The sequence below is a fragment of the Paenibacillus oryzisoli genome (genome assembly GCF_001653565.1).
GTDB lineage: Bacteria > Bacillota > Bacilli > Paenibacillales > NBRC-103111 > Paenibacillus_E > Paenibacillus_E oryzisoli.
On record NZ_LYPB01000074.1, the window covers coordinates 92,915 to 114,553 of the forward strand.

At 46.9% G+C, this 21,639-nt stretch carries 20 protein-coding genes; 9 read left to right on the top strand and 11 right to left on the bottom strand.

The genetic code is table 11. The annotated features are described in order from the left end of the window. Positions 1-175 precede the first annotated feature (175 nt). On the top strand, positions 176-2,095 hold the full coding sequence (locus tag A8708_RS20535) for a sensor histidine kinase (protein ID WP_068666882.1): 1,920 nt from the start codon (positions 176-178) through the stop codon (positions 2,093-2,095). Here the strand turns inward: A8708_RS20535 and A8708_RS20540 are convergent. The 6 genes from A8708_RS20540 to A8708_RS20565 form a co-directional block, all read right to left on the bottom strand. Beyond that, a complete protein-coding gene (locus A8708_RS20540; protein WP_068666884.1) occupies positions 2,061-2,309 on the bottom strand; it encodes an NHLP leader peptide family RiPP precursor in 249 nt (82 codons plus the stop codon). The genes A8708_RS20535 and A8708_RS20540 overlap by 35 nt on opposite strands. Before the next feature lie 195 nt (positions 2,310-2,504). Then, positions 2,505-2,756 carry an NHLP leader peptide family RiPP precursor gene (locus A8708_RS20545; protein WP_068666886.1) on the bottom strand — a complete coding sequence of 84 codons (252 nt, stop codon included), beginning with the start codon at positions 2,754-2,756 and terminating at the stop codon, positions 2,505-2,507. Positions 2,757-2,870: 114 nt separating this feature from the next. After that, positions 2,871-3,122, bottom strand: a complete 252-nt coding sequence (locus tag A8708_RS20550) for an NHLP leader peptide family RiPP precursor (protein ID WP_068666888.1) — start codon at positions 3,120-3,122, stop codon at positions 2,871-2,873. A 76-nt stretch (positions 3,123-3,198) separates the two neighbouring features. Further along, positions 3,199-4,140: a hypothetical protein gene (locus A8708_RS20555; RefSeq protein WP_068666890.1), complete on the bottom strand. Its 942-nt coding sequence runs from the start codon at positions 4,138-4,140 to the stop codon at positions 3,199-3,201. Between the two features lie 221 nt (positions 4,141-4,361). Further along, positions 4,362-6,134 (bottom strand): diguanylate cyclase domain-containing protein, encoded by a 1,773-nt coding sequence (locus tag A8708_RS20560; RefSeq protein ID WP_068666892.1) that lies wholly within the window; start codon positions 6,132-6,134, stop codon positions 4,362-4,364. A gap of 209 nt (positions 6,135-6,343) precedes the next feature. Then, a complete protein-coding gene (locus A8708_RS20565) occupies positions 6,344-6,706 on the bottom strand; it encodes a helix-turn-helix domain-containing protein (protein ID WP_068666894.1) in 363 nt (120 codons plus the stop codon). 135 nt (positions 6,707-6,841) lie between these two features. Here A8708_RS20565 and A8708_RS20570 point away from each other — a divergent pair, with 135 nt between their 5' ends. Next, positions 6,842-7,480: a nitroreductase family protein gene (locus A8708_RS20570; protein WP_068666896.1), complete on the top strand. Its 639-nt coding sequence runs from the start codon at positions 6,842-6,844 to the stop codon at positions 7,478-7,480. 80 nt (positions 7,481-7,560) lie between these two features. On the opposite strand, the gene A8708_RS20575 is transcribed toward A8708_RS20570, so the two are convergent. After that, a complete protein-coding gene (locus tag A8708_RS20575) occupies positions 7,561-8,661 on the bottom strand; it encodes an FAD-dependent monooxygenase (RefSeq protein WP_068666898.1) in 1,101 nt (366 codons plus the stop codon). A gap of 117 nt (positions 8,662-8,778) precedes the next feature. Continuing rightward, on the bottom strand, positions 8,779-9,972 hold the full coding sequence (locus A8708_RS20580) for an MFS transporter (RefSeq protein WP_068666900.1): 1,194 nt from the start codon (positions 9,970-9,972) through the stop codon (positions 8,779-8,781). Positions 9,973-10,255: 283 nt separating this feature from the next. On the opposite strand from A8708_RS20580, the gene A8708_RS20585 reads away from it, so the two are divergent. After that, complete coding sequence (locus tag A8708_RS20585) at positions 10,256-10,834, top strand: TetR/AcrR family transcriptional regulator (protein ID WP_068666902.1); 579 nt, start codon at positions 10,256-10,258, stop codon at positions 10,832-10,834. A gap of 80 nt (positions 10,835-10,914) precedes the next feature. Here A8708_RS20585 and A8708_RS34965 read toward each other — a convergent pair whose 3' ends face one another. Next, positions 10,915-11,025 (bottom strand): S-layer homology domain-containing protein, encoded by a 111-nt coding sequence (locus tag A8708_RS34965; protein WP_082927670.1) that lies wholly within the window; start codon positions 11,023-11,025, stop codon positions 10,915-10,917. Positions 11,026-11,263: 238 nt separating this feature from the next. Here A8708_RS34965 and A8708_RS20590 point away from each other — a divergent pair, with 238 nt between their 5' ends. Together A8708_RS20590 and A8708_RS20595 are read left to right on the top strand one after the other, a co-directional pair. Further along, positions 11,264-11,503, top strand: coding sequence for a hypothetical protein (locus A8708_RS20590; protein ID WP_068666904.1), 240 nt, complete (start codon positions 11,264-11,266; stop codon positions 11,501-11,503). Between the two features lie 70 nt (positions 11,504-11,573). Further along, positions 11,574-11,921, top strand: coding sequence for an MFS transporter (locus A8708_RS20595; protein ID WP_068666906.1), 348 nt, complete (start codon positions 11,574-11,576; stop codon positions 11,919-11,921). Between the two features lie 175 nt (positions 11,922-12,096). Here A8708_RS20595 and A8708_RS20600 read toward each other — a convergent pair whose 3' ends face one another. After that, complete coding sequence (locus A8708_RS20600; RefSeq protein ID WP_068666908.1) at positions 12,097-12,978, bottom strand: MerR family transcriptional regulator; 882 nt, start codon at positions 12,976-12,978, stop codon at positions 12,097-12,099. A 178-nt stretch (positions 12,979-13,156) separates the two neighbouring features. Between A8708_RS20600 and A8708_RS36875 the strand changes: the two genes are divergently transcribed. The 4 genes from A8708_RS36875 to A8708_RS20620 are packed head-to-tail and all read left to right on the top strand — an operon-like array spanning position 13,157 to position 17,712. Then, positions 13,157-14,089 carry a methyl-accepting chemotaxis protein gene (locus A8708_RS36875; RefSeq protein WP_068666910.1) on the top strand — a complete coding sequence of 311 codons (933 nt, stop codon included), beginning with the start codon at positions 13,157-13,159 and terminating at the stop codon, positions 14,087-14,089. A 33-nt stretch (positions 14,090-14,122) separates the two neighbouring features. Continuing rightward, positions 14,123-15,133 carry an EAL domain-containing protein gene (locus A8708_RS20610; protein WP_068666912.1) on the top strand — a complete coding sequence of 337 codons (1,011 nt, stop codon included), beginning with the start codon at positions 14,123-14,125 and terminating at the stop codon, positions 15,131-15,133. Next, positions 15,121-16,932, top strand: coding sequence for a DegV family protein (locus tag A8708_RS20615; protein ID WP_068666914.1), 1,812 nt, complete (start codon positions 15,121-15,123; stop codon positions 16,930-16,932). The genes A8708_RS20610 and A8708_RS20615 overlap by 13 nt, the downstream gene beginning before the upstream one ends. After that, on the top strand, positions 16,933-17,712 hold the full coding sequence (locus tag A8708_RS20620; protein WP_068666916.1) for a DUF1295 domain-containing protein: 780 nt from the start codon (positions 16,933-16,935) through the stop codon (positions 17,710-17,712). Between the two features lie 102 nt (positions 17,713-17,814). Here the strand turns inward: A8708_RS20620 and A8708_RS20625 are convergent, their stop codons facing one another. Continuing rightward, positions 17,815-21,585, bottom strand: a complete 3,771-nt coding sequence (locus A8708_RS20625) for an S-layer homology domain-containing protein (RefSeq protein WP_068666918.1) — start codon at positions 21,583-21,585, stop codon at positions 17,815-17,817. Positions 21,586-21,639: the final 54 nt, after the last annotated feature.

Sequence of the window (21,639 nt, forward strand, 5' to 3'; positions counted from 1 at the left end):
TGTTGTAACTTAAATAGAGACCCTCTTCTATCCGTTCGTATACGGCTGTGAAGTGGGTCTTTTGACGTATTAGTGGATTTGTAAAATTTTGTCGGCAACGAAAGGGTTAATATACAATTTTGTCGAATTTATAGGCATACATGAAAATACTGGGTGTCCCCCACGAGGTGCGCAAATGAAGCGTTTTCACTTAATCTTGTTACTACTCACATTTGGCGGCGCTGCCTTCTTGGCATTGCTCTTGTATCCCTTTGTAACTTCATCGGAGGATTCTGCCAGTACTCCAATAACCGCCTGGAAAGTGCAATGGATTCCTGTTGGAGCTCCAGAAGACGCCCTGCCTGACATGGACGGAGAGTGGCTGTCTGCCACGGTTGAGCACCCGTTTGATGCCATTCCCAAAGGGATGGTCGGCGCATGGATTCACTTGACTGTCCCCCCGACGTCCAATCTATCCAAACCCGGGCTATTCATTGAACGCCTATACGCCATGAACATAATGATTTATGAGAACGGCAAGCCCGTCTATCAGGTCACTCGCAGCTTTGACTTCGAGCGAACCCTTCTCCAACTTCCACTTGATCATGCTGAGGCAACTAGCGATCTGTATATGCAGCTAACAGCGAAGGAACGTGCAGGCATTACCAGTAATGTCCAACTCGGCGAGCTTCCCGAAAACTCCCGGCAAGTCGTCCGGAAGGAATTGCCTAACCTGTTGCTAGGTGCGGGCTTCGTTTTCCTATCGCTCATGATGCTTCTCTGCTCCTTGTACCTGAACCGGGCGCAACGCAGTATCGCTTTGGCGCTTACCTTATTTGTCATGTGCAGCGGCATTCTGATTATGACCTACTCGGCTATGCCTTACTACTACTTTCCTGAGCTTGGACACGTGTTCGTATTTATTTTTGATACGTCTATTTATATTATGTTTCCTGCCTTGCTGTACTTCGTCGCCCACATATTCGAAGGCCGGTATCCGTGGATCAAGCGAGTGTTTCGCTGGCTTGTTGTCTATTATTCAGTTAGCTTTTGCGTTATGGTATTGTATAAGATCGTCGGAACTCCCTTGTATTCTCTTTACGGGTTTCTGACCTTCTTGTTGGGCGCACCGCTCATTATCGGACAACTAATTCTCATTAGCGTCCTCGCTTTTCGGAACGCTATGCAGAATCCCAATTCCCTAATCCTCTCTCTGGGCATTCTGATCCTTGCCCTATCCGGTGTAACGGATCTCGTGCTGATGTACACGATAGATACACTGCGTATGTTAAATTTATGGAAACTTGGCATCATTATTCTGATCGCTTCCCTGGTGATGATCCTGAACCGCCGCATTGCATCAGACTATGCCCGGCTCCTCTCCTACTCCAAGGAGCTGGAGCTCTACAATCACCAACTGCAGCGGACAGAGAAAATGCAGATTATCAGTGAACTGGCCGCATCAATTGCTCATGAAGTACGCAACCCGCTTCAAGTCACAAGAGGCTTTTTGCAGCTGCTCTCGGGAAAATCAGTAGAGCACGATAAGTCCTACTTTTCCTTAGCCATTCAAGAGCTAGATCGGGCGTCAGGTATCATAACAGACTTCCTGACCTTTGCGAAACCGGAACTGGATACCCTGGTAGAGCTGAATTTGCAGCATGAACTGGCACAGATCGAAACAATGATGACACCTCTCGTCTTGCTGAATAAGGGGGAGCTGGAGGTCCACGTGCCCGAACCTCTTGTCATTTTGGGCAACTCATCCAAGTTCAAGCAAGCATTGATCAATATTATCAAAAATAGCATCGAGTCCCTTCACGAAGAGGGCCATATTGCCATTAGTGCCTGGGTCGAGGGAGGAACCGCTGTCATCCGCATTGCAGATAACGGCGAAGGCATGGAACCAGAGCAGATCGCGAAGCTAGGAGAGCCTTACTTCTCAACAAAGTCCAAAGGAACTGGCCTCGGCCTAATGGTTACCTTCCGTATCATCGAAGTCATGGAGGGCAGCTTAGTATTTCATAGTGAAAAAGGAAAAGGAACCGAAGCTATCATCCGGTTCCCTCTCGTTTCCAACCCTAGTTCCAAGAATACTGCACTTGTGCCTCAGTAGCTTTCAATTGATCTAATTCCTCCGGTTGTGGGGGAATGACCAGTGCATAATGAGCTGGTGTTTCTGCCAACACACTCAACTCAATACCTTCTGGAACGTCAATTCCGAAGTCCTGCTTCAGTGCACTACGAGGATCTGCCAACAAGCGTGCCTTAAAATCTGCGTCTTCCCAAGCTTTCTTAATGATCTTCTCTTTCAACGTATCCATGGACATGACAGCACAACCCTTCAATATATTAGGATATCTTCCTGTTTATCATACCATGGAACTAGATCTTTTGTACCATTATTAACCAATTATCGACAAATAAATTTTAAATTCACCAGCATTCAACAATCATGGTGCCTGCAATTACTTAATGAAAAGGAAAAGGAACCGAAGCCATCGCTCGGTTCCCTTTTTCCAACACTATGTCCAAGTAGCCATCTGTGGTTGTGCCCCTGCACCTGTGAATTGATCCAATTCCTCCGGTTTCGGAGGAATGATCAGCGCATACTTCGTAGGTGTTACAGCCATTACTTGCAGCTCAATACCCTCAGGAATTTCATGTCCGAACTCCTCTTGCAGTGCACTGCGGGGATCCGCAAGCAAACGCGCCTTGAAATCCTCATCCTCCCAAGCCTTCTTAATGATATCCACTTTCAACGTATCGATGGACATGACAACACAACCTTTCGAATATTGGAATATAATACACCTTCATAATGTCATTTAACTGAACATGTTGTATCTAGGGAACCGATGCCATCACCTGGTTCCCTCTCATTTCCAACTTTAACTCCAAGAAGCCATTTGCGGCTGTACCCCACTACCTGTGAATTGATCCAATTCCTCCGGTTTCGGAGGAATAATCAGCGCATACTTCGTAGGTGTTACAGCCATCACATTCAGCTCAATACCCTCAGGAATTTCATGTCCGAACTCCTCTTGCAGTGCACTACGAGGATCTGCCAGCAAACGCGCCTTGAAATCCTCGTCCTCCCAAGCTTTCTTGATGATATTCACTTTCAACGTATCGATGGACATGACAACACTACCTTCCAAATATTAGGATGTAATTGCATCTCCATATTACCATAGAACTAGATAGCTTGTACCATTTTTAACCATTTTCTGCTAAATAAATTGAAAACCCGCCATCATTTAACAACCTATCATAGCGATCTTTGATCTCATTTGCTTTAAACTGCAAGCTTTCAGCCATGGTCGATGCGAAAATCTGAAGGGACGCAGGAGCCTCCTTCATGGCTGTCAACTCATCCGCATAATCGCTTGCAAGGGTCGCAAGCCCTCCTAAAGCCATCTCACGGTAGATGCTGCGTTTCACCATGCTCTCATCCATAACTTCGCCCACCTGTAGCTGAAGGTTCTCCCGCAACAACACCAGGAAAGCGTTGCAGGAGGCTGTCGGCAAATCCTCCAGCCAGTCTGCCCAGTCATCGGAGAGTTGGAGTACCGCTAGGGCCAGATCAATGGCTTTCTCCATATGAGGCATCTTATTGACCTGTCCAGCTTGAAGCAACAATGCTGCGACGCACAGCTTCACTGGGGCAGCCTTGCGAGCCAATCGGCCAGGATCCCGCGGGTCCATAGGCTCGTCTTCCTCACGGTACATAGCATCTGCCCACTGGGCTAAATAGCGATTATAGCAACCCCACAGCTGAGGGTTTTCTGAGAAACACCACTGATAAGCCTCCAAGAAGCGCTGATTCAAAACCGTACTAAGCGCTAGCGAACGCCGAACATCTCTCATTTCATCCATAACGTCATCTAAGAGAAAGAAGGACAACATCCCGTACAAATTCCCCACCGCTAACTCGCGACACAACTCGATCGGGCTCCCCAAGGTCTCTCCGACCCAATACGGCAGCAGGTAGCTGATCATATTAGGTCCCTCGTTGTCCTTCCTATTCAATGGATGGCACTTGCCCAGAAGCGCCAAAGCTTGCTCCTTCAATTCCTCCGGCAGCGTCTGCAATTGAGCTGAGGCTTTCCCGAAGATGTGGACAATCTCATCGCTATATGGCTCTATTAATTGATTCATGGATTGGAATCAGTTCCTCTCTTATTCTGAAAATCTTTTATCTAGGCTGGGTCGTATATTTTCCATAATTATACTTCTGATCCATCTAGGCGTAAACCTTGCAATTCGCATCATATACTCATAGCGCATCATAATAGTAATTATACAAATTCAAACAATGCGCCTGACGGCGCGTATCTTCCGCGCCAATTTAAAAAAGCCCCTTCTTATCGGGGCTAATCCTACGCTATTTTGCTATAAAAGCAGTAACGGTCTTTCCCATTCGACTTGGCCTCGTACATTGCTTGATCCGCCTGATGCAGAATTGTCTTTGCATCCATATTGGCCTCATTTCCTAAAGCAATCCCTACGCTGCAGGAGATGGTCACTGGGTAGCCCATGATATTTTTAATTTGCCGTACGGCAGAAATAACACTATTGGCTAACTGATCCAAATCAACATAATGTTCGACCCGTTCCACTAGGATTACAAATTCATCCCCGGCCCAGCGGGCAGCAATGCACTGATCGTCAGTACACCGTTTGAGCACGGCGGACACTTCCTGTAAGAGTCTATCGCCAGTTTCATGCCCCAGCGTATCGTTCACCTTTTTAAACCCGTCCAGATCCAGGAACAGCAATGCATAAGGAGCCTCTCCCGTTTCTTGTAAGGACACTCGGCGTTCAAGCCACTCCCCAATATACCGACGGTTTGGCAGTCCGGTCAATTCATCATGGTGTGCCTTATTTACGGTTTCAGTACGGTTTCCGAAGGCGATTAAATGCCCATAGAAAGTGGTGGTTTCCTCATCCCTGATTGGAGTGACATGACACTCATAATAGTAAGTCTCTCCATCAGACGCCCGATGAGTAACGAACTCCCGGAAGGCAGCCTGTGTTTTCTCAAAATATATGAGCATCTCTTCGGTAAGCACGCCTCCATTCAATAGCTTCATTCCCTGAAAATAAGTTATTAAGGAATCTCCTGTAGACAATGCTCGTCCAAATAATTCCTCAAACCTGCCATTAGTAAAAACAACCAATCCCCGATTGTCGCACATACTAACCGCTTCATGGCTAGATGCCAGCATACGTTCAATAATCTTGTTTTGCTCTGCAATCTTGCGTTCCTTCTTCCGGCTTTGGTCATATAGTCCCGTCATCTTCACGTACATTTGAATAAATTCATAAATGATTGCGGCAAGCACGATATTTGCGAAAATAAACGTATCGAATTTGGACACATACCATCCCAGGCTGAATCGGTTGCCGCCACACAAGACGATTCCCACATCCAATACATTTGCAAGCAATGCTACGCAGAACCAGGACGAAATTACTGTGCCTGCCCGGGTCAGTCTGTAGTAGAATATGAAAGCTGCACAACTAAGTACCATGATTGGCAGAGCAAAGCCAAACGTAAATAACCTCGACACAAGGCCGAAGTTCATCAAATGGGGCAGTCGATTTTCAAAAGAGACCGAACTATATACGATGCAAGCCACGACGCAGACAACACCGATACCTAGTATAATGGTTCCCCGCAGGGCTTGCTTTTCGCTCCATCGAACCACTTTGAACCAACGTTCCATGACGGTATAGACCAATATGGCCAAAGGGAATCCGGCGTGCCAGAAGACATACAAATACTCGGCCGTCTGATTGCCCGGTCGATAGTATGTCGGCGGGAAATACCCCGGAAATAGTAGTAAATAGGCCAATGTCATCAGAGAAGTGTACAAATATCCTGCGCACAGGACTAAGATCTGTGGGGAGCGGTGGATGCGAAACTGATTGTAAAACACAAAGATGGTCATCCACTCAAAACAGATCACTGTGCCTAACAAAGTCGGTAGGAATGTATTGGTCTTGGGTAAGTCCAATCGGGCAAACGGAACGCACATCAACGTAATAATAGCTATGACCAGGCCAATGACAAAAGCAGACCGCCGCTGCAAACGGTTGGACGGCATTGTAAAGAGGGTATAGGCCGGAATTTCGTCCTGCTTCGACATAACACACCTCCATGAATTGAATGGTCTACAAAACATGACATTTTCGATCTCTAAAAGCGATGAATGCTATTATTTTCAACATATTTCTTCGTCATCGATAAGTATAACACGCAAATTAAGTCCTATCCTATAGCGATTTATATCGATTAGCCTATACCCGCACACCGAGTTCGCTTACTACAAATATGATCTGTAATTTCATGCCACGGTTAATGCTCATAGTTGCATCGGGTCTGAAAATTCGCCTTACCCTCTAACACATTCGTTAAGAAAGTTTTCGATGCTTCCAATTTTGCCTCTAGCTCCTGGATATATATAATTTTCTCCGTAACCAATACCTTCTTCTCGATATCGGAACTTTCACTAATGAGTACAATTATTTCCTGAACTGTAAAACCTACCGTGAGCAGCGTTCTCACATCCTGCAAATAGGTAACCACTTCTTCATCATATACACGGTAATTATTCTCATCCCTCGAGATAAACTGCTCCGGAATCAATTGTTTGCGTTCATAGAATCGCAAGGTGGATATGGACAGCCCTGTCAGCTTAGAAACCTCATTTGCTTTCATAACCGTTCCCCTTCCTATGCTTACAAATCATTTATACTTGCTATGAACCAAGGTTCATAGTTCATACTAAACAACATGATAACCAATGACATCACAACTGTCAAAACAATTGGTGACATCCAAAGGAGAGATTACATGCTGGAACACATTCAAAATAACGATTTTGTCAACATTATTACCGGCCGTCGTTCCGTACGACTATATGATGAGAACATTCCCATTCCAAAAGAAGAATTGCAAGCTATCATTCAAGAAGCAAGTCTAGCACCTTCCTCTGCGAATATACAGCCTTGGCGTGTCATCGTCGTTCACTCCCCTGAAGGGAAAAACAAACTGCGACCTCTTGTTCAGTTTAATACGCAACAAAATGATACTTCCGCGGCAATGCTCATCATAATAGGCGATACTCAGAGTGAACTGTATGTAGAAGAAATTTATAATACGGCTGTGGAACAAGGGAAAATGCCTAGCGATGTACGCGACAAGCAGGTTACACAAATTATGAGCATGTTTCCTCACATACCTAGGGATTTAAAGATCGAAATTGCCAAAATCGATGCAAGCTTATTTGCTATGCAGCTCATGCTGGTAGCCCGCGCGCATGGATATGACACGAATCCTATGGCAGGCTTTGAACGCGATAAAGTTGTTAGCACATTTGATTTAGACGACGAGCGATATGTACCGGTCATGATCCTCTCTATTGGAAAAGCGAAAGAAGCCGGGCATGAATCTGTGCGATTGCCTGGTGAACGAATTACCTATTGGCGGTAATATCTATCCATTGAAACAGAGAAAGTCGGACCGGTAACCGGCCCGACTTTCCTCATTTCATGAACAATAACCAAAGCTTTTTATAAATCGTACCCTTCTTGCAAATTTCTTTGGCGAATGGCTTCCTCCGTTCGTGGAACAAGGAAATCTACGAATTGTGCCGCGTTAGCTTGCACTTCCTCGATGAAAGGACGGAAACTCTTGTTGTAGGCTTGGAACGCAAGTTCATAATCACCATCGCATTCCTGGAAAGCATCCGCCAACGCGGCTGCACCATCTATGGCGAGTGATCCACCCATGCCAGCAGCTGGAGAAGCGCAGTATCCAGCATCACCGACAAGTGCTACCCTGCCTTTTGTCCATGATGGCATTTTCATTTGGCATAGCTTGTCAAAGTAAAAAGTTTGCGAGTTCTTCACCTCTTCCAGCAATTCGGGCGTTCGCCAGCCTAGGCCCGCAAACTGATTCATAATGATAGTCCGCTGCCCTTCTTCGTTTCGGTAGTCATAAGGGATTTCCTTCTCCGAAGAGAAGCAGAGGACGATATCGGTTTTATTATTGTAACTGTTCAGCATAACCGCCTTGCCCGGCTCATTGTACATCTGTGTCGTATTCTCCCTGATCAACAACTTATCCACTATCGTTATAGAGAAATAAGTTCCAAGAAAATGCGAGTATTCGGCTTCCTCCCCGAAGCATAATTTCCTGACGGCCGAATGGATACCATCACAACCGAATACCAGGTCATACGAGCGCTTCTGGCCCCCTTTGAAAGCTACGTCGACGCCGTTACTATCTTCCTTCATTGAAACGATGCTATCGCCAAAAATAAACTCCACATCATCTTTGACAGAGTTGAACATGATATTCAACAATACGTCTCGCTCGATTTCATATTCATCCTCTGCGAGATCCACGCGCAATTCCACTTTTTCGGTGACATCCTCTGAATTTTTGAATTCTATTAATTCCATGTTTATTTTATTAGACTTGATTTCGTCGAGCAGCCCCATCCGTTTCACGATGTCGACCGTATTTTCACGGATATTTACAGGTGTTCCGCCTTTTTTGAGACCTTTGGCGATCTCCACTACGGTCACATTGTATCCCAAGTGTTTCATCCAGTAGGCAGTTGAGATACCTGCGAAACTAGCTCCACTCACTAGAACATTTTTTGTCATATTCGTTCCTCCCGTAATCCATGCCATTTTTAATGGTGTGATTACAGAATAAATTAGACTTATAAACTGAATATAAACATCATTGTATTCACTGTTGATTCATTCTTCCGCCTAGCATTACTTCTTCTCTGTCGCAAAATAAAGAATAGCTGCGAGGGGGAAAGCCATGCCAATCCATAATACGGCACTCCATCCTCCTGTCGCATAGGTCCATCCCCCAATCGCGGATCCGATCGCACCGCCAAAAAAGAAGATTGCCATAAAAAGCCCATTCAGCCGACTACGAATTTCTGGACTAAGCGAGAACAGTGCCCGTTGTCCAAGCACAAGATTTGCGGATACGCCCGCGTCTAATAAAATAGCTGCAACGACGAGAATAATAATTCCGGTCATTGAACCCGTGCGGAATATAAGCGGCAGCAACATGGAACAGACGACAGTAACGAGTGCTATCCCTGTTGCGGGTTTCGTCCAGCCGCGGTCAGCTAACCGTCCAGCTATAGGCGCGGCGATCGCACCTGCGACTCCAACAAGCGCGAACAGCGCAATTTTTATCTGCGAAAAATGAAACATAGGGCCAGATAACAGTAATGGAACTGTTGTCCAGAATAGGCTGAAAGTCGCAAACACAAATGCATGGTAAGCTGCCCGACGGCGTAAGATCGGAGTTGTGCGCAGCAAACCCCACATCGATGCGAGCAGAGCGGTATATCGTGTGGCATTTGTGGGTTTTCTTTCAGGCAGCACCTTGGACAAGACAATTGCCAAACTAATAATCGCTGCGGCAGACAACGCGAATACGGCATGCCAGCCTAGAAAGTCGGCCACGACGCTAGACAATGGACGCGAGAGCATAATGCCAAGCAACAAACCGCTCATGACATTGCCGACAACACGACCGCGTGAAGAATCCGATGCAAGGTATGATGCAAAAGGTACGAGTACCTGCGCCGCAACGGACCCTATTCCGATGACTAACGAGGCTGCCAAGAATAGCACAGCTTGCTTCGATACTGCCGTAACGGCAAGAGCAACACCTGTAAGAACTAAGGATGCGACAACCAACCTTCGATTTTCAACGATATCTCCCAAAGGTACAATAAATAACAAGCCGACTACATAACCTATCTGTGTTAACGTCACGATTAAGCCAGAACTGCTTGGCGACAGCCCGATGGAAGAGCTGATAACCCCAACCAACGGCTGGGCATAGTAAAGATTTGCTACAATGACACCGCATGCGGCAGCCAGAAGTACAGTTAGCCAGGTTGGAATATTTTTCTCAATAGCTTGATTTTTGTTAGCAGTCATTTTCGGCAGCTCCTTATATAGAAATATAATGTGTTCAATAGGTTCAATAAATTCATGGCATTACGACAGTTACGATTCCATACCCCTTCCTTATCATAAATTTTCTCCGCTTTAATATACTGAACGTATAGTTTATTAATTATATAACTTGAATATTAAACTGAACGTATAGTTTTGTAAATAGGCAAGTGCAACTTTATTTTTAATTTATAATTGGTATACTGAACGTATAGTTTGTTTTAATGGTTTTACATTTATGTAAGGACGAAAGAGGATGCTAACGATGAATGGAAAAAGAGGAAGACCGCGTAATATAGAATCTCATAAGTCTATCCTTTCCGCATCTTACGAGTTATTGCTGGAAAATGGCTTTCAAGCCGTCACCGTCGATAAAATTGCCGAACGCGCCCAAGTGAGCAAAGCCACGATATATAAATGGTGGCCTAACAAAGCTGCTGTAGTTATGGATGGTTTCATGCATGCTGCCACGGATAGATTACCCGTCCCTGATACAGGTACAACCTATAAAGACGTTCTAATTCACGCTACGAATTTAACCGGATTTTTGACAAGCCGCGAGGGAACCATCATTACGCAGTTATTAGGTGAAGGACAGTTTGATACAGGATTGGCGGACGCCTATCGAACTCGGTTTTTCCGTCCCCGCCGACTCGAGGCGCGAGGTCTTTTGGAAAAAGGAATTCAACGCGGGGAATTGAAAAATAATCTCGACATCGGCATCTGCATTGATCTCATTTATGGACCAATTTTTTATCGTTTGCTTGTGACAGGCGAAACCTTGGATGAATTCTATGTGGAGCATTTAGTTAAGAATGCATTTGAAGGAATCCGTTTAACCTGATTTTATTAGAGGATCCCCATTTCCAGGGAAATAAAAACGCAGCCCAATGGTGTATAGGGCTGCGTTTTTCCGTACTAATTTTACTTCTGCTCCCGCATATTAAGCAGTACCGTTACAGCCTCTGCTCTGATCGCATTGTCGTTAGGTGCAAATTGGTTATCACCTTTGCCTTGCATAATGCCTGCTTGCACCGCTCGGCTTTTTCGTTTGAATTAGCTTGTTGGGTTTACAGGCACGTTATCATAATCCCCAAATCGCATCTCGTCAAGAGATAATGTGCAAATGAGCGATATAGCGGGAGATCCCCCCTTATGTTTTCAACATAGGAATCAATTTCCGAGTATGCAGGGCAATATCGCTTTTTCCAATTCATCCGGTCTCACGTAAAATAGTCTTCAGATCAATGAGGAACCAAGGAAGGAGATCTGCATGAACAGCGTGGATAAAATCAAATTTTTGATCTTTTACGGCAAAGCGCTAGAGACAACTTGTTACGGATATCTGGAGCTGAATCAAGATGGCCATATGATTGCACTCTACAATAGTTTCGGCGAGGAAATCGACATGTTAGGTGGGCATGAATTTGTCAGGATACGGGCGCTTGGACGATTCGATGATGAAGACCGCGATAATTTTTACTCCTTGTTAGAAAGTGATGGTGTAGGATGAACGGACAGGTTCAAGAGGCAAGTGGAATAAAGAGAGGGGCGATGCTAGCTGCCCTGCTCAAACGGCAGGCATGAATCAACTCCCGCCTCACCTGGTCCCCCATGGTACAGCCATATACAATACGCTCCAGCAGATTGCTGGGGGAATTGGCATCGCTTTGTTCGTTGGCATCATGTCATCCGGAGCCAACCGTTATCTTCACCGTTCGCTCGATCCCGTTGCATTTGAAGATAAACCACAAAGCATCGTTGCCGGCTTGCAAACGGTTTTTGGAATTGAATGTATTCTATCCATACTTGTATTGGTACTGGGTTGGTTTATAAATGGCCGTCTCGGTGCGCCGATTTCTCTCAAGAGAAAGAACCCTAAAACTTGGTGTCTTAGGGTTCTGAAACACTTATTTCGCCGTTATTTGTAATACGGCTCAGCTTAATGGGATTATCGTCGGCCTGATTGTCGGTGATTCAGCTGTCGTTCCTCGTTTGTTCAACCGTTGCTCTCCTTAACAAACATACGGTATTGGTTTATATACCTTACATTCCCAAGCGTATTCTCCCCACCGATCGATGTCCATCCTGCTGACCCAGTCATTCTTAAGCGTTGTGCCAATCTTCCCATTCTTCGACAGACATATAACGAACATTAGCTTTAGCAGGGCGCCATTCCTCTAATTCGAATGCGGCCCCCCCAAGAAGAAACCTCAATCGGGGATGGTTTCGTATGGCTAATTCAATCCACTCCAAGAGCTTGTCCACATGGCGTCGGTCCGTAACGGAAACGGCGATAAAAGATACATTTTGACTCGCGATGATACTATCCAGATCCTTCAAAGGCGTATCGGGTCCTAAATACAATACCTCGGCTCCGCGTTTACGCAAGAATAGGCTAAACGACATGAGTCCGAGATGATGCCGTTCTCCCTCGGGGCAAAAAGCCAATACAACAGGCATGCTGGGATTCACCGGAAAAATTCTGAACAAGGCGGATATTCTTCGCATAATCGTTTCTGAAGCGAAATGCTCCTGTGCTACGACGATTTTTCCTTCCTCCCAATCCGATCCAGCCCTATATAGAACAGGAACAATGATGCGTCGGAACGCCTCTTCGAAGTCATACAAGGCAAACGCCAGATCTATCGTCTCGTCCGCTTGGACGGATCTGAAATGGATCAAATCCATGTATAGCTTTTCGGCTAAAATGTCGTAAGTTCGAATGCTCGCCGCTTGTTCTGCTTCTTGTACTGGAGGGATAGGCTTGTTCTCCTGAACCAATTTCGCCACTGCTTCGCTGATCTTCAAGCCGTTTTGATCGATTTGGTTTTTAAGGAAGCGAAGCTTTGATAGATCTTCTTCGCTTAGCAGCCGATGTCCGCCACCGCTTCGGCTCGGAGTTATAACCCCGTATCGGTTCTCCCAGGCACGAATCGTTACGACTGGGATACCAAGCAGCTCCGACGCCTTTTTCATGCTATACATGATTTCGTCCCCTCCTCCACTTAATTATACATAATCAATACAAAATGAGGAGAGCTTTGTCAAAAATTTCATCGATTTTATGAACTTTTCATTGATTCCCAAAATTTATTGATAATTCTGTATAGATTTTGTACAATTATGATTATAAAATCTATACATAACCGAGGAGCTCATTCCCATGAACAGAAATCAAGCAACGGCTTTAATAGAGATACATGGCGATACGAAACTTCGTGCATTAATGACGGCCATCGAAAGCTCCCTTGCCATGATTGAATTCGACATGGAAGGCAATGTGCTTTATGCCAACGATAATTTCGCGAACTCCATGGGCTATCAATCCTCGGAAATGCGCGGCATGCGACATACGGCTTTCTGTACGCCCGAATTTCGAAACAGTGCTCACTATCATAAGCTGTGGGAAGGATTAAGGCAAGGCAAGGCGTTTCAGAACAAAATCCATAGAGTGCGAAAAGACGGGCGTCTTATTTGGCTTGAAGCTACTTATATGCCGATCCTCGGTGAAGATGGACTACCGTTCGGCGTGTTGAAGATCGCCACTAACATCGATGAGCGGGAACAAGCGGCTGCCCGATTGACCGGGGATCTTTTACGGATGTCCGAGGATCTGCTTCACCGGGCAAAGGAAGGCATAGCTCGCAGCAGGGAAATCGAAGAAGCGGTTAGCAACGTCGTTTCGGGCTCCGAGGAGAATATGGCTGTTTTGCTTCAATTGGAACACCAGTCCCATTCCATTCGCAAAATCGTACGATCCATCAAAGACGTTGCTTCACAAACAAATCTTCTTGCCCTTAACGCGGCAATCGAAGCTGCTCACGCAAAGGAGCACGGGCGAGGTTTCGCTGTAGTGGCTAGCGAGGTGCGCAAGCTTGCAGCACAAGTCGAACAAGCGACTAAGGAAGCAAGCAAATACGTCGCAGAAATCGAGGCTCAGGTCCGGGAAGTCGGAGAAAGCACGAAACGCTCGCAGATTTACGCTTCCGAGAGCCAGAGACGAATCCAGCAAGCTATAGGAGAGTTCCAGGACATCGGGAAAGCCACCTCTAAGCTAGATGGGAAAGCGAACGAAATCAAGTTGATCCTGAATTAACGACAAATCCGATTTCAACGGGAGGAAATGCTAATGAGCTGCCAGGGTTGCGGACTGAATGAGTTGCTCATCGAAATTAAAGTTGAGGGGCCCCATAACCGGAATTTGTTGCGTGACGTGTCTAATCTTATGCAAATTAGAAAAGCCCTGCATCATGAGAATGAAGATACTTTAACGATTAGAGAGTTCGGAGCTCGTGAGCTTGCGGACTTTTGCAATGATCACCTGGATCAAGAGAAAATGAGAATTCGGCTGCCGGGAGAGGACTGGAGGTCCATGTCGGAGCTTCTGGTGATTGCTGAAACGAAGTGGATCGACAAGTTAATTGCTGAGCGTCGGGTTTTCATGTATTTCCAACCTATTGTTGACAGCGAAGAACGGACCTATGCCTATGAAGCATTAGCGAGATTCACGGACGAAGACGGTTCCGTGCTTTATCCGAACATCGTTTTCCCCGCTGCCAAGAAACGCGGTCGGCTATACGTTTTAGACCGACTATGCAGGATGAAAGCAGTAGAAGAAGCTGCTCCGCTTCGAGCCAAAATGTTTATTAATTTTATACCAACGTCCATTTATTCTCCCGAATTTTGTTTAAAGTCCACCATCGAGTTAGCCACAAAATTGAACATTGACCCTTCGCTATTTGTTTTCGAAGTTGTTGAAACTGAGAAGACCGAAGACTTAGCGCATTTGAAGCGTATATTGGCGTTTTACAAGGAAAAAGGGTTTAAATATGCCCTTGATGATGTTGGGGAAGGTTTCAGTACGATAGAAATGCTGTCAGAGCTTAAGCCTCATTATATGAAATTGGATCGTTCCCATGTACATGGCGTCTCACGAAATTCGGCGATGCAGCGGACAGCTGAACTTTTCCTTGAATCAGCTATACGCATCGGGGCAGTACCGCTGGCGGAAGGTATCGAATCCAGAGAAGATTTCGAATGGTTAAAACAACGAGGGTATCGGCTATTTCAAGGCTACTTATTCGGAAAACCCAGCCTTCCTCCGAGCCCTCAACAGGAGGTCCAGACTTGCAAGTTCTAAATCACCCTACGTTATTCCGCATGATCTTGGCCGGAGCCAACGAAATTATATCGAGGGAAAAAGAGTTGAATGCTATCAACGTTTTCCCCGTTCCTGATGGGGATACGGGAAGCAACCTTGCGCACTTAATGCGAATGCTCGTACGGGAGACGAAATGGAGCGATACCTCCTCCGAGATGCTCGAAAGTATGAAACGGGCTTGCTTGAGAGGCTCGCGCGGCAACTCGGGCATGATTTTCTCTCAGTTTATCCTTTCTATGTGCAGCTATATGACCGCTCGCCCAGAGCTGAAGATTGCACAGTTTATTGAAATGTGTGAGCAATCTGTGGCCATGTCCCGACGTTCCGTGCATGAACCGCAGGAAGGAACCGTGTTGTCAGTCATGGATGACTGGGTCAACGTTCTTCAAACCGCGTTCGCTCCTTCGGAGGGGCTTGCAGACATGCTACATCGCTCTTACGCTGAGGCGTGCATCTCGTTGGAGAATACGAAACACCAGCTGGAAGTGCTTCGAAAACATAACGTCGTCGATGCGGGAGCGCGAGGCTTTATCCATTTCTTGCAGGGATTTATTGCATCATTAGACGATACATTCCCGATTGCTGAGCAGATCTTTGATGAACAGGAACCATTCGCTTCCACCGACGACATTGTCCACAATCCATCCCATGATCTCTCCGATTCCCTTGCGTATCGGTATTGTACCGAATTTATGTTCGACATTAAGACGAGTTTAGAAGAAGTCAAAGGGCATATCGCGACTTTGGGTAACTCGATGGTAGCTGTTGGTGACGGTATTCAGGGCAAAATTCATATTCATACTAACGTTCCTGCTCGGGTCGCCGAGGTAATTCAAAATAACGGCTGGATCGTCTATCAGAAGGTTGAAGACATGAAGCGGCAGAAAGATATGATTTACAATCGCCAAGCATCTATTGCCCTTGTGATCGACTCTGCTTGCGATATGCCAGAAACGTGGCTGGATGACTATCAGATTCATAGGATCCCTCTACATCTACAGCTCGGTCGTTCCACCTATCTAGATAAAGTAACCCTTCAATTAGATACATTCTATGACAAGCTTGAGTGGATGACCGAACAGCCGACTACCTCGCAGCCTGCTCAAGAAACCATTACGTTGCTCTATGAACAGTTATTGACTCATTATGACCATATAATTTCTATACACCTATCTAAGCCGCTAAGCGGCACCTATGATGCATGCCGACAAGCAGCCGAACGTATTGATTCGGACAGAATACATGTGGTAGATTCGAGAACTTTGTCCGGCGCTTATGGGCTTATCGTTCATGAAACCGCTGAGGCGGTTAAAGCAGGGAAACCGATCGAGGAGGTGCTTGATTTGCTAGCATCATCCATATCCCGTTCGGAAATTCTCGTGAGCGTGCCGACGTTGAAGCACATGATTAGAGGCGGACGAGTAAGCCCGCTTCAGGGGAAAATCGCAAGATGGCTCGATATGAAACCCATTGTATCTGTCAATCAAGAAGGCCAATCGATCCTCTATGGAAAAACCTTTTATAAACAATCCAATCTAGGCAAAATGCTGAAAATGATTTCACTCATTCATCGCCGCAATCCAATCCAACGTTATGTTATCCTTCATGCTGGAGCTGAAGCGGACAGCGCGCGTTACGTAGAAGAAATGGTTCGGATGACTGGACAAAACCCGCTGTATATCACCGGAGTAGCACCTGTTATCGGACTGCATGCAGGCAAGGGAGCGGTGAGCGTGGCTATGATGCTTAGCGGCAAAAATACAAGGAGGAATACGTAAATGTGGGTATTATATGGAATCAGTGGAGTTGCTGTCTTTATTTTTATGTCCTTATTATTCTTTATAGCGCAAGTCAAGAAAGACAACTCGATTGTAGATATCGGCTGGGGCTTAGGATTCGTCATCATCGCACTGACGACGTTCATGTATCAGCAAGGTTATGACGGTAGACAATTACTGATCACGATCTTGGTGTGCATATGGGGTATTCGGTTGGCGGTCTATCTATTCATTCGTTCAATTGGTCGAGGGGAAGATTACCGCTATGCCAACTTCCGTAAACAATGGGGCAGCCGTGCTGTGCTCATCGCCTTTTTCCGCGTCTTCATGATGCAAGGATTCATTATGCTGCTGCTCGCATATCCGATCATTCGCGTTCATTCGAAACAGATGGGTGCCTTTGATTTAACCGCTTACCTCGGTTTGGCTGTATGGATTGTCGGATTCATGTTCCAAACGATCGGGGATTGGCAACTTCGACAATTTAAGAAGAACCGCCGGAATCAAGAAGAAGTGCTGACAAGCGGGTTATGGCGCTATACTCGCCATCCCAATTACTTTGGCGAGGCTGTGATGTGGTGGGGAATCGCACTCATCGTCCTCCCTTTGCCCGGCGGTTGGGGTGCGTTAATCAGTTCCCTATTAATTAATCTTCTACTAATTAAGGTTTCCGGTGTACCGTTCCTTGATCGGCGTTACGCAAATAATCTGGCTTATCAGCAATATAAAAGAGAAACGAATCGATTCCTACCATGGTTTCCTAGAATCGAACGGCGGTAAATGTACGCTTCGAAGCTGCAGATAATGATACTTGTTTATATTTCATTGGATGAGCCAAAAAACTACAAAGAGCTAAGCAGCCAAGCTGCTTAGCTCTTTGATTTATTGAATGTCTTGAATTAATTTCTTGATAGAAGTGTCACTTTCTAGAGCATAGATAATAACGGTTATGGCTTCCGCTCGACTAGCATGGCTATCTGGTTTAAATGTATCGTTGGTTACCCCTTGAATCAGTTTGGCAGATGAGGATTTTTGGATAGCATCCTTCGCCCAATAGTCACTGCTAACATCATTAAAGTTAGTGGTTGCACCTTTTCCCAACAGATTTAGATCTAGTACCCGTGCTATAATCGTTACCATCTCCGCACGGGTGATCTCAGCATCCGGCTTAAAGCTGCTATCATCGTATCCGCTCACAATACCGAGGGAAGCTAACGTACGGATATAGGCAGAAGCCCAATGTGAGGAAGTATCACTGAACGAAGCTACAGCCTTGCCTTGCTCAAGACCAAAAGCGCGGAAAATCATAGTCGCAAACTCAGCTCTGGTCACTGGAGCATCTGGATGGATCGTTTGATCTGGGTAACCACTGATAATACGCAATTTCACGGCAACCTTGATATTTGGGACACTCCAATGTTGAGAGATATCACTAAATTCTACACTTGTGTTCTTAGTAGCGGCTATTGCATCTTTGACCGTTTTGATAACCGCCTCCTGATCAATTACATGATTCTTAAAGGGACTAACTGGTAGATTCAGTGTTTCATTGTTTGTAGATGGAGGAGCTTCACTGTCACTTGGTGTTGACGTTGATGTTGGTGTTTGTACAGATCCACGCGTCGCCGTAATCGTATAAGTAGTTGTAGTATCGTTCTGTGCCGTTACTGCAATTTGAATTACATTGGATCCGACAAGCAAATCTGCGGTGCGATACGCATACACATTATTCGTTACAGCACTGTAAGTTGCCCCGGTAACTGTAAGGGATTGGCTTAAATTCCCTTTAGTTATATAAAAAGTAAGTCTATCCACTGAGTTCGGAACATCCACTCGATAATTAACTTCCGACGCTGTAAATGCTGGTGTTAACATGCTTTGATCTACCGACAACGCTGATAATGAGGCTATTGATGAATACCATTTCGCATATAACATCATATTGTCAGTAATGACATTATTGAAATTGAATGTAGTTATCAAACTGCTGTCGCTGTACCATCCGGCGAATGTATAATTAAGTTTCGTCGGGTCTGCAGGTCGGGAGGCACTGCCGTTATAGCTCACTGTCTGGCTGTTTACAGCCGAACCGCCATTGCTGTCGAAGCTTACCAGTAGCGATGCATGGACGGTCACCTTGGCTGCTTGGCTCACAGCCGTCGCCGTCTGCGTACCGTTGATACTGTTGTTCGTGTTCGTCACCACTACATAATAATAGCTTTCGCCCGCGCTTGCCGTCGGCGCCGCATACGTCTCGCTTGTTGCGCTGCCGATTAGTGTGCCGCCGCTATTACTATTCGTCGTGTTGCTGTACCACTGGTAGCTCAGCAAACCGTTGTCGCTTACCGTCGCTGTAACGGACAGCGTCGGACTTGTATCGCCAACGTTCACCGTCTGATCCGTTGGCTGCACGCTGATGCTCGGCGCTTCGGCGTTCACCAGCGCGTTCACCGTCACTTTCGCAGCGCTGCTCGTGGTCGAAGCTGTCTGCGTACCGCTCACGCTGACGTTCGTATTCGTTACGACGACATAGTAATACGTCGTACCTGTACTTGCCGTCGGCGCCGCATACGTCTCGCTTGTTGCGCTGCCGATTAGCGTGCCGCCGCTGTTACTGTTCGTCGTGTTGCTGTACCACTGGTAGCTCAGCAAGCCGTTGTCGCTCACCGTCGCTGTAACGGACAGCGTCGGACTTGTATCGCCCTCGTTCACCGTCTGATCCGTTGGCTCCACGCTGATGCTCGGCGCTTCGGCGTTCACCAGCGCGTTCACCGTCACCTTCGCAGCGCTGCTCGTGGTCGAGGCTGTCTGCGTACCGCTCACGCTAGCGTTCGTATTCGTTACGACGACATAGTAATACGTCGTACCTGTACTTGCCGTCGGCGCCGCATACGTCTCGCTTGTTGCGCTGCCGATTAGCGTGCCGCCGCTGTTACTGTTCGTCGTGTTGCTGTACCACTGGTAGCTCAGCAAGCCGTTGTCGCTCACCGTCGCTGTAACGGACAGCGTCGGACTTGTATCGCCAACGTTCACCGTCTGTTCCGTTGGCTGCACGCTGATGCTCGGCGCTTCGGCGTTCACCAGCGCGTTCACCGTCACCTTCGCAGCGCTGCTCGTGGTCGAAGCTGTCTGCGTACCGCTCACGCTAGCGTTCGTATTCGTTACGACGACATAGTAATACGTCGTACCCGCGCTTGCCGTCGGCGCCGCATACGTCTCGCTTGTTGCGCTGCCGATTAGCGTGCCGCCGCTGTTACTGTTCGTCGTGTTGCTGTACCACTGGTAGCTCAGCAAGCCGTTGTCGCTCACCGTCGCTGTAACGGACAGCGTCGGACTTGTATCGCCAACGTTCACCGTCTGTTCCGTTGGCTGCACGCTGATGCTCGGCGCTTCGGCGTTCACCAGCGCGTTCACCGTCACCTTCGCAGCGCTGCTCGTGGTCGAAGCTGTCTGCGTACCGCTCACGCTAGCGTTCGTATTCGTTACGACGACATAGTAATACGTCGTACCCGCGCTTGCCGTCGGCGCCGCATACGTCTCGCTTGTTGCGCTGCCGATTAGCGTGCCGCCGCTGTTACTGTTCGTCGTGTTGCTGTACCACTGGTAGCTCAGCAAACCGTTGTCGCTTACCGTCGCTGTAACGGACAGCGTCGGACTTGTATCGCCCTCGTTCGCCGTCTGGTTCGACGGCTGCACGCTAATGCTTGGCGCTTCGGCGTTCAAAGACGCCACCGTTTGCCGGATCGTCCCCTGTTGACCCGTCACCACATAAGTGCCGTTACCAGAAGCCAGACCCCATAACCCTCCCGTGTATCCGGAGTTATGACTCGTCCAGGTAATACCGTTAGTAGAGGTCAGAATTTTGCCTAACTGTCCTGCCAAGATAAACATACCATTACTAAAAATGGCACGATAATACTGGTATGCGATTGGAAACATTGGATTAGTCCCAGGGATTCTTTGCCGCTCCGTCCAGGTCACGCCGTCCCCGGAAGTCAGAATAACTTCTTCGTACCCCGTCGCCACGAACACCCCATTGCCGTAAGAGATGCCGTAAAGCTGATTAGTCGAGCCTGAGGTACTGCTTGTCCAGGTCATGCCATCCGTCGAAGTGACAATCGTACCATAATCACCTACTGCTACATACTTCCCATTGCCGTAAGTAATACGGTTAAGTCCAGAAAAGGTATTGGACACACGGCTCGTCCAAGTTACGCCGTCCGGGGAAGTCAGCATGTACCCCGACTGCCCTACGGCAACATATAAGTTGTCCCCATACACCACATCAAAGAGAATATTCGACGTGCCGGAAGCCCGGCTGGTCCACGTCGTGCCGTTTGGAGAAGTGAACAAATTGCCCGACCAACCAACTCCGACAAACAAGCCACCCCCGTAGCTAACACTCGCCAGGAATGAAAAACCCGGAGGAGAAGTCACCGCGCTCCACGTTACGCCATCGGTTGAGGTGACGATTTTGTCTCCTCCTGCCACGAACAATCCATTGCCGTAAGCCACGCCATACATCGTATCTGTAGAACCGGATGTTCTCGACTCCCAGTTGTCTAACGGAGTGGAAGCATAGGCAGATTTATAAACTGGCATGAGACCCACCATCAAGAGCATTGCCAAAATCAGAGATAAGTAACGTTTCATTTTCGTTCTTCCCTTTCTTCGTTCATTAGGTTTCAATCTCTTCCTACTATAGCA

What these genes read in the sequence shown, in the direction of transcription:
- A8708_RS20535 (WP_068666882.1), top strand. Translation starts at nt 176, where the DNA reads ATGAAGCGTTTTCACTTAATCTTGTTACTACTCACATTTGGCGGCGCT.
- A8708_RS20540 (WP_068666884.1), bottom strand. Translation starts at nt 2,309, where the DNA reads ATGTCCATGGATACGTTGAAAGAGAAGATCATTAAGAAAGCTTGGGAA.
- A8708_RS20545 (WP_068666886.1), bottom strand. Translation starts at nt 2,756, where the DNA reads ATGTCCATCGATACGTTGAAAGTGGATATCATTAAGAAGGCTTGGGAG.
- A8708_RS20550 (WP_068666888.1), bottom strand. Translation starts at nt 3,122, where the DNA reads ATGTCCATCGATACGTTGAAAGTGAATATCATCAAGAAAGCTTGGGAG.
- A8708_RS20555 (WP_068666890.1), bottom strand. Translation starts at nt 4,140, where the DNA reads ATGAATCAATTAATAGAGCCATATAGCGATGAGATTGTCCACATCTTC.
- A8708_RS20560 (WP_068666892.1), bottom strand. Translation starts at nt 6,134, where the DNA reads ATGTCGAAGCAGGACGAAATTCCGGCCTATACCCTCTTTACAATGCCG.
- A8708_RS20565 (WP_068666894.1), bottom strand. Translation starts at nt 6,706, where the DNA reads ATGAAAGCAAATGAGGTTTCTAAGCTGACAGGGCTGTCCATATCCACC.
- A8708_RS20570 (WP_068666896.1), top strand. Translation starts at nt 6,842, where the DNA reads ATGCTGGAACACATTCAAAATAACGATTTTGTCAACATTATTACCGGC.
- A8708_RS20575 (WP_068666898.1), bottom strand. Translation starts at nt 8,661, where the DNA reads ATGACAAAAAATGTTCTAGTGAGTGGAGCTAGTTTCGCAGGTATCTCA.
- A8708_RS20580 (WP_068666900.1), bottom strand. Translation starts at nt 9,972, where the DNA reads ATGACTGCTAACAAAAATCAAGCTATTGAGAAAAATATTCCAACCTGG.
- A8708_RS20585 (WP_068666902.1), top strand. Translation starts at nt 10,256, where the DNA reads ATGAATGGAAAAAGAGGAAGACCGCGTAATATAGAATCTCATAAGTCT.
- A8708_RS20590 (WP_068666904.1), top strand. Translation starts at nt 11,264, where the DNA reads ATGAACAGCGTGGATAAAATCAAATTTTTGATCTTTTACGGCAAAGCG.
- A8708_RS20595 (WP_068666906.1), top strand. Translation starts at nt 11,574, where the DNA reads ATGAATCAACTCCCGCCTCACCTGGTCCCCCATGGTACAGCCATATAC.
- A8708_RS20600 (WP_068666908.1), bottom strand. Translation starts at nt 12,978, where the DNA reads ATGTATAGCATGAAAAAGGCGTCGGAGCTGCTTGGTATCCCAGTCGTA.
- A8708_RS36875 (WP_068666910.1), top strand. Translation starts at nt 13,157, where the DNA reads ATGAACAGAAATCAAGCAACGGCTTTAATAGAGATACATGGCGATACG.
- A8708_RS20610 (WP_068666912.1), top strand. Translation starts at nt 14,123, where the DNA reads ATGAGCTGCCAGGGTTGCGGACTGAATGAGTTGCTCATCGAAATTAAA.
- A8708_RS20620 (WP_068666916.1), top strand. Translation starts at nt 16,933, where the DNA reads ATGTGGGTATTATATGGAATCAGTGGAGTTGCTGTCTTTATTTTTATG.
- A8708_RS20625 (WP_068666918.1), bottom strand. Translation starts at nt 21,585, where the DNA reads ATGAAACGTTACTTATCTCTGATTTTGGCAATGCTCTTGATGGTGGGT.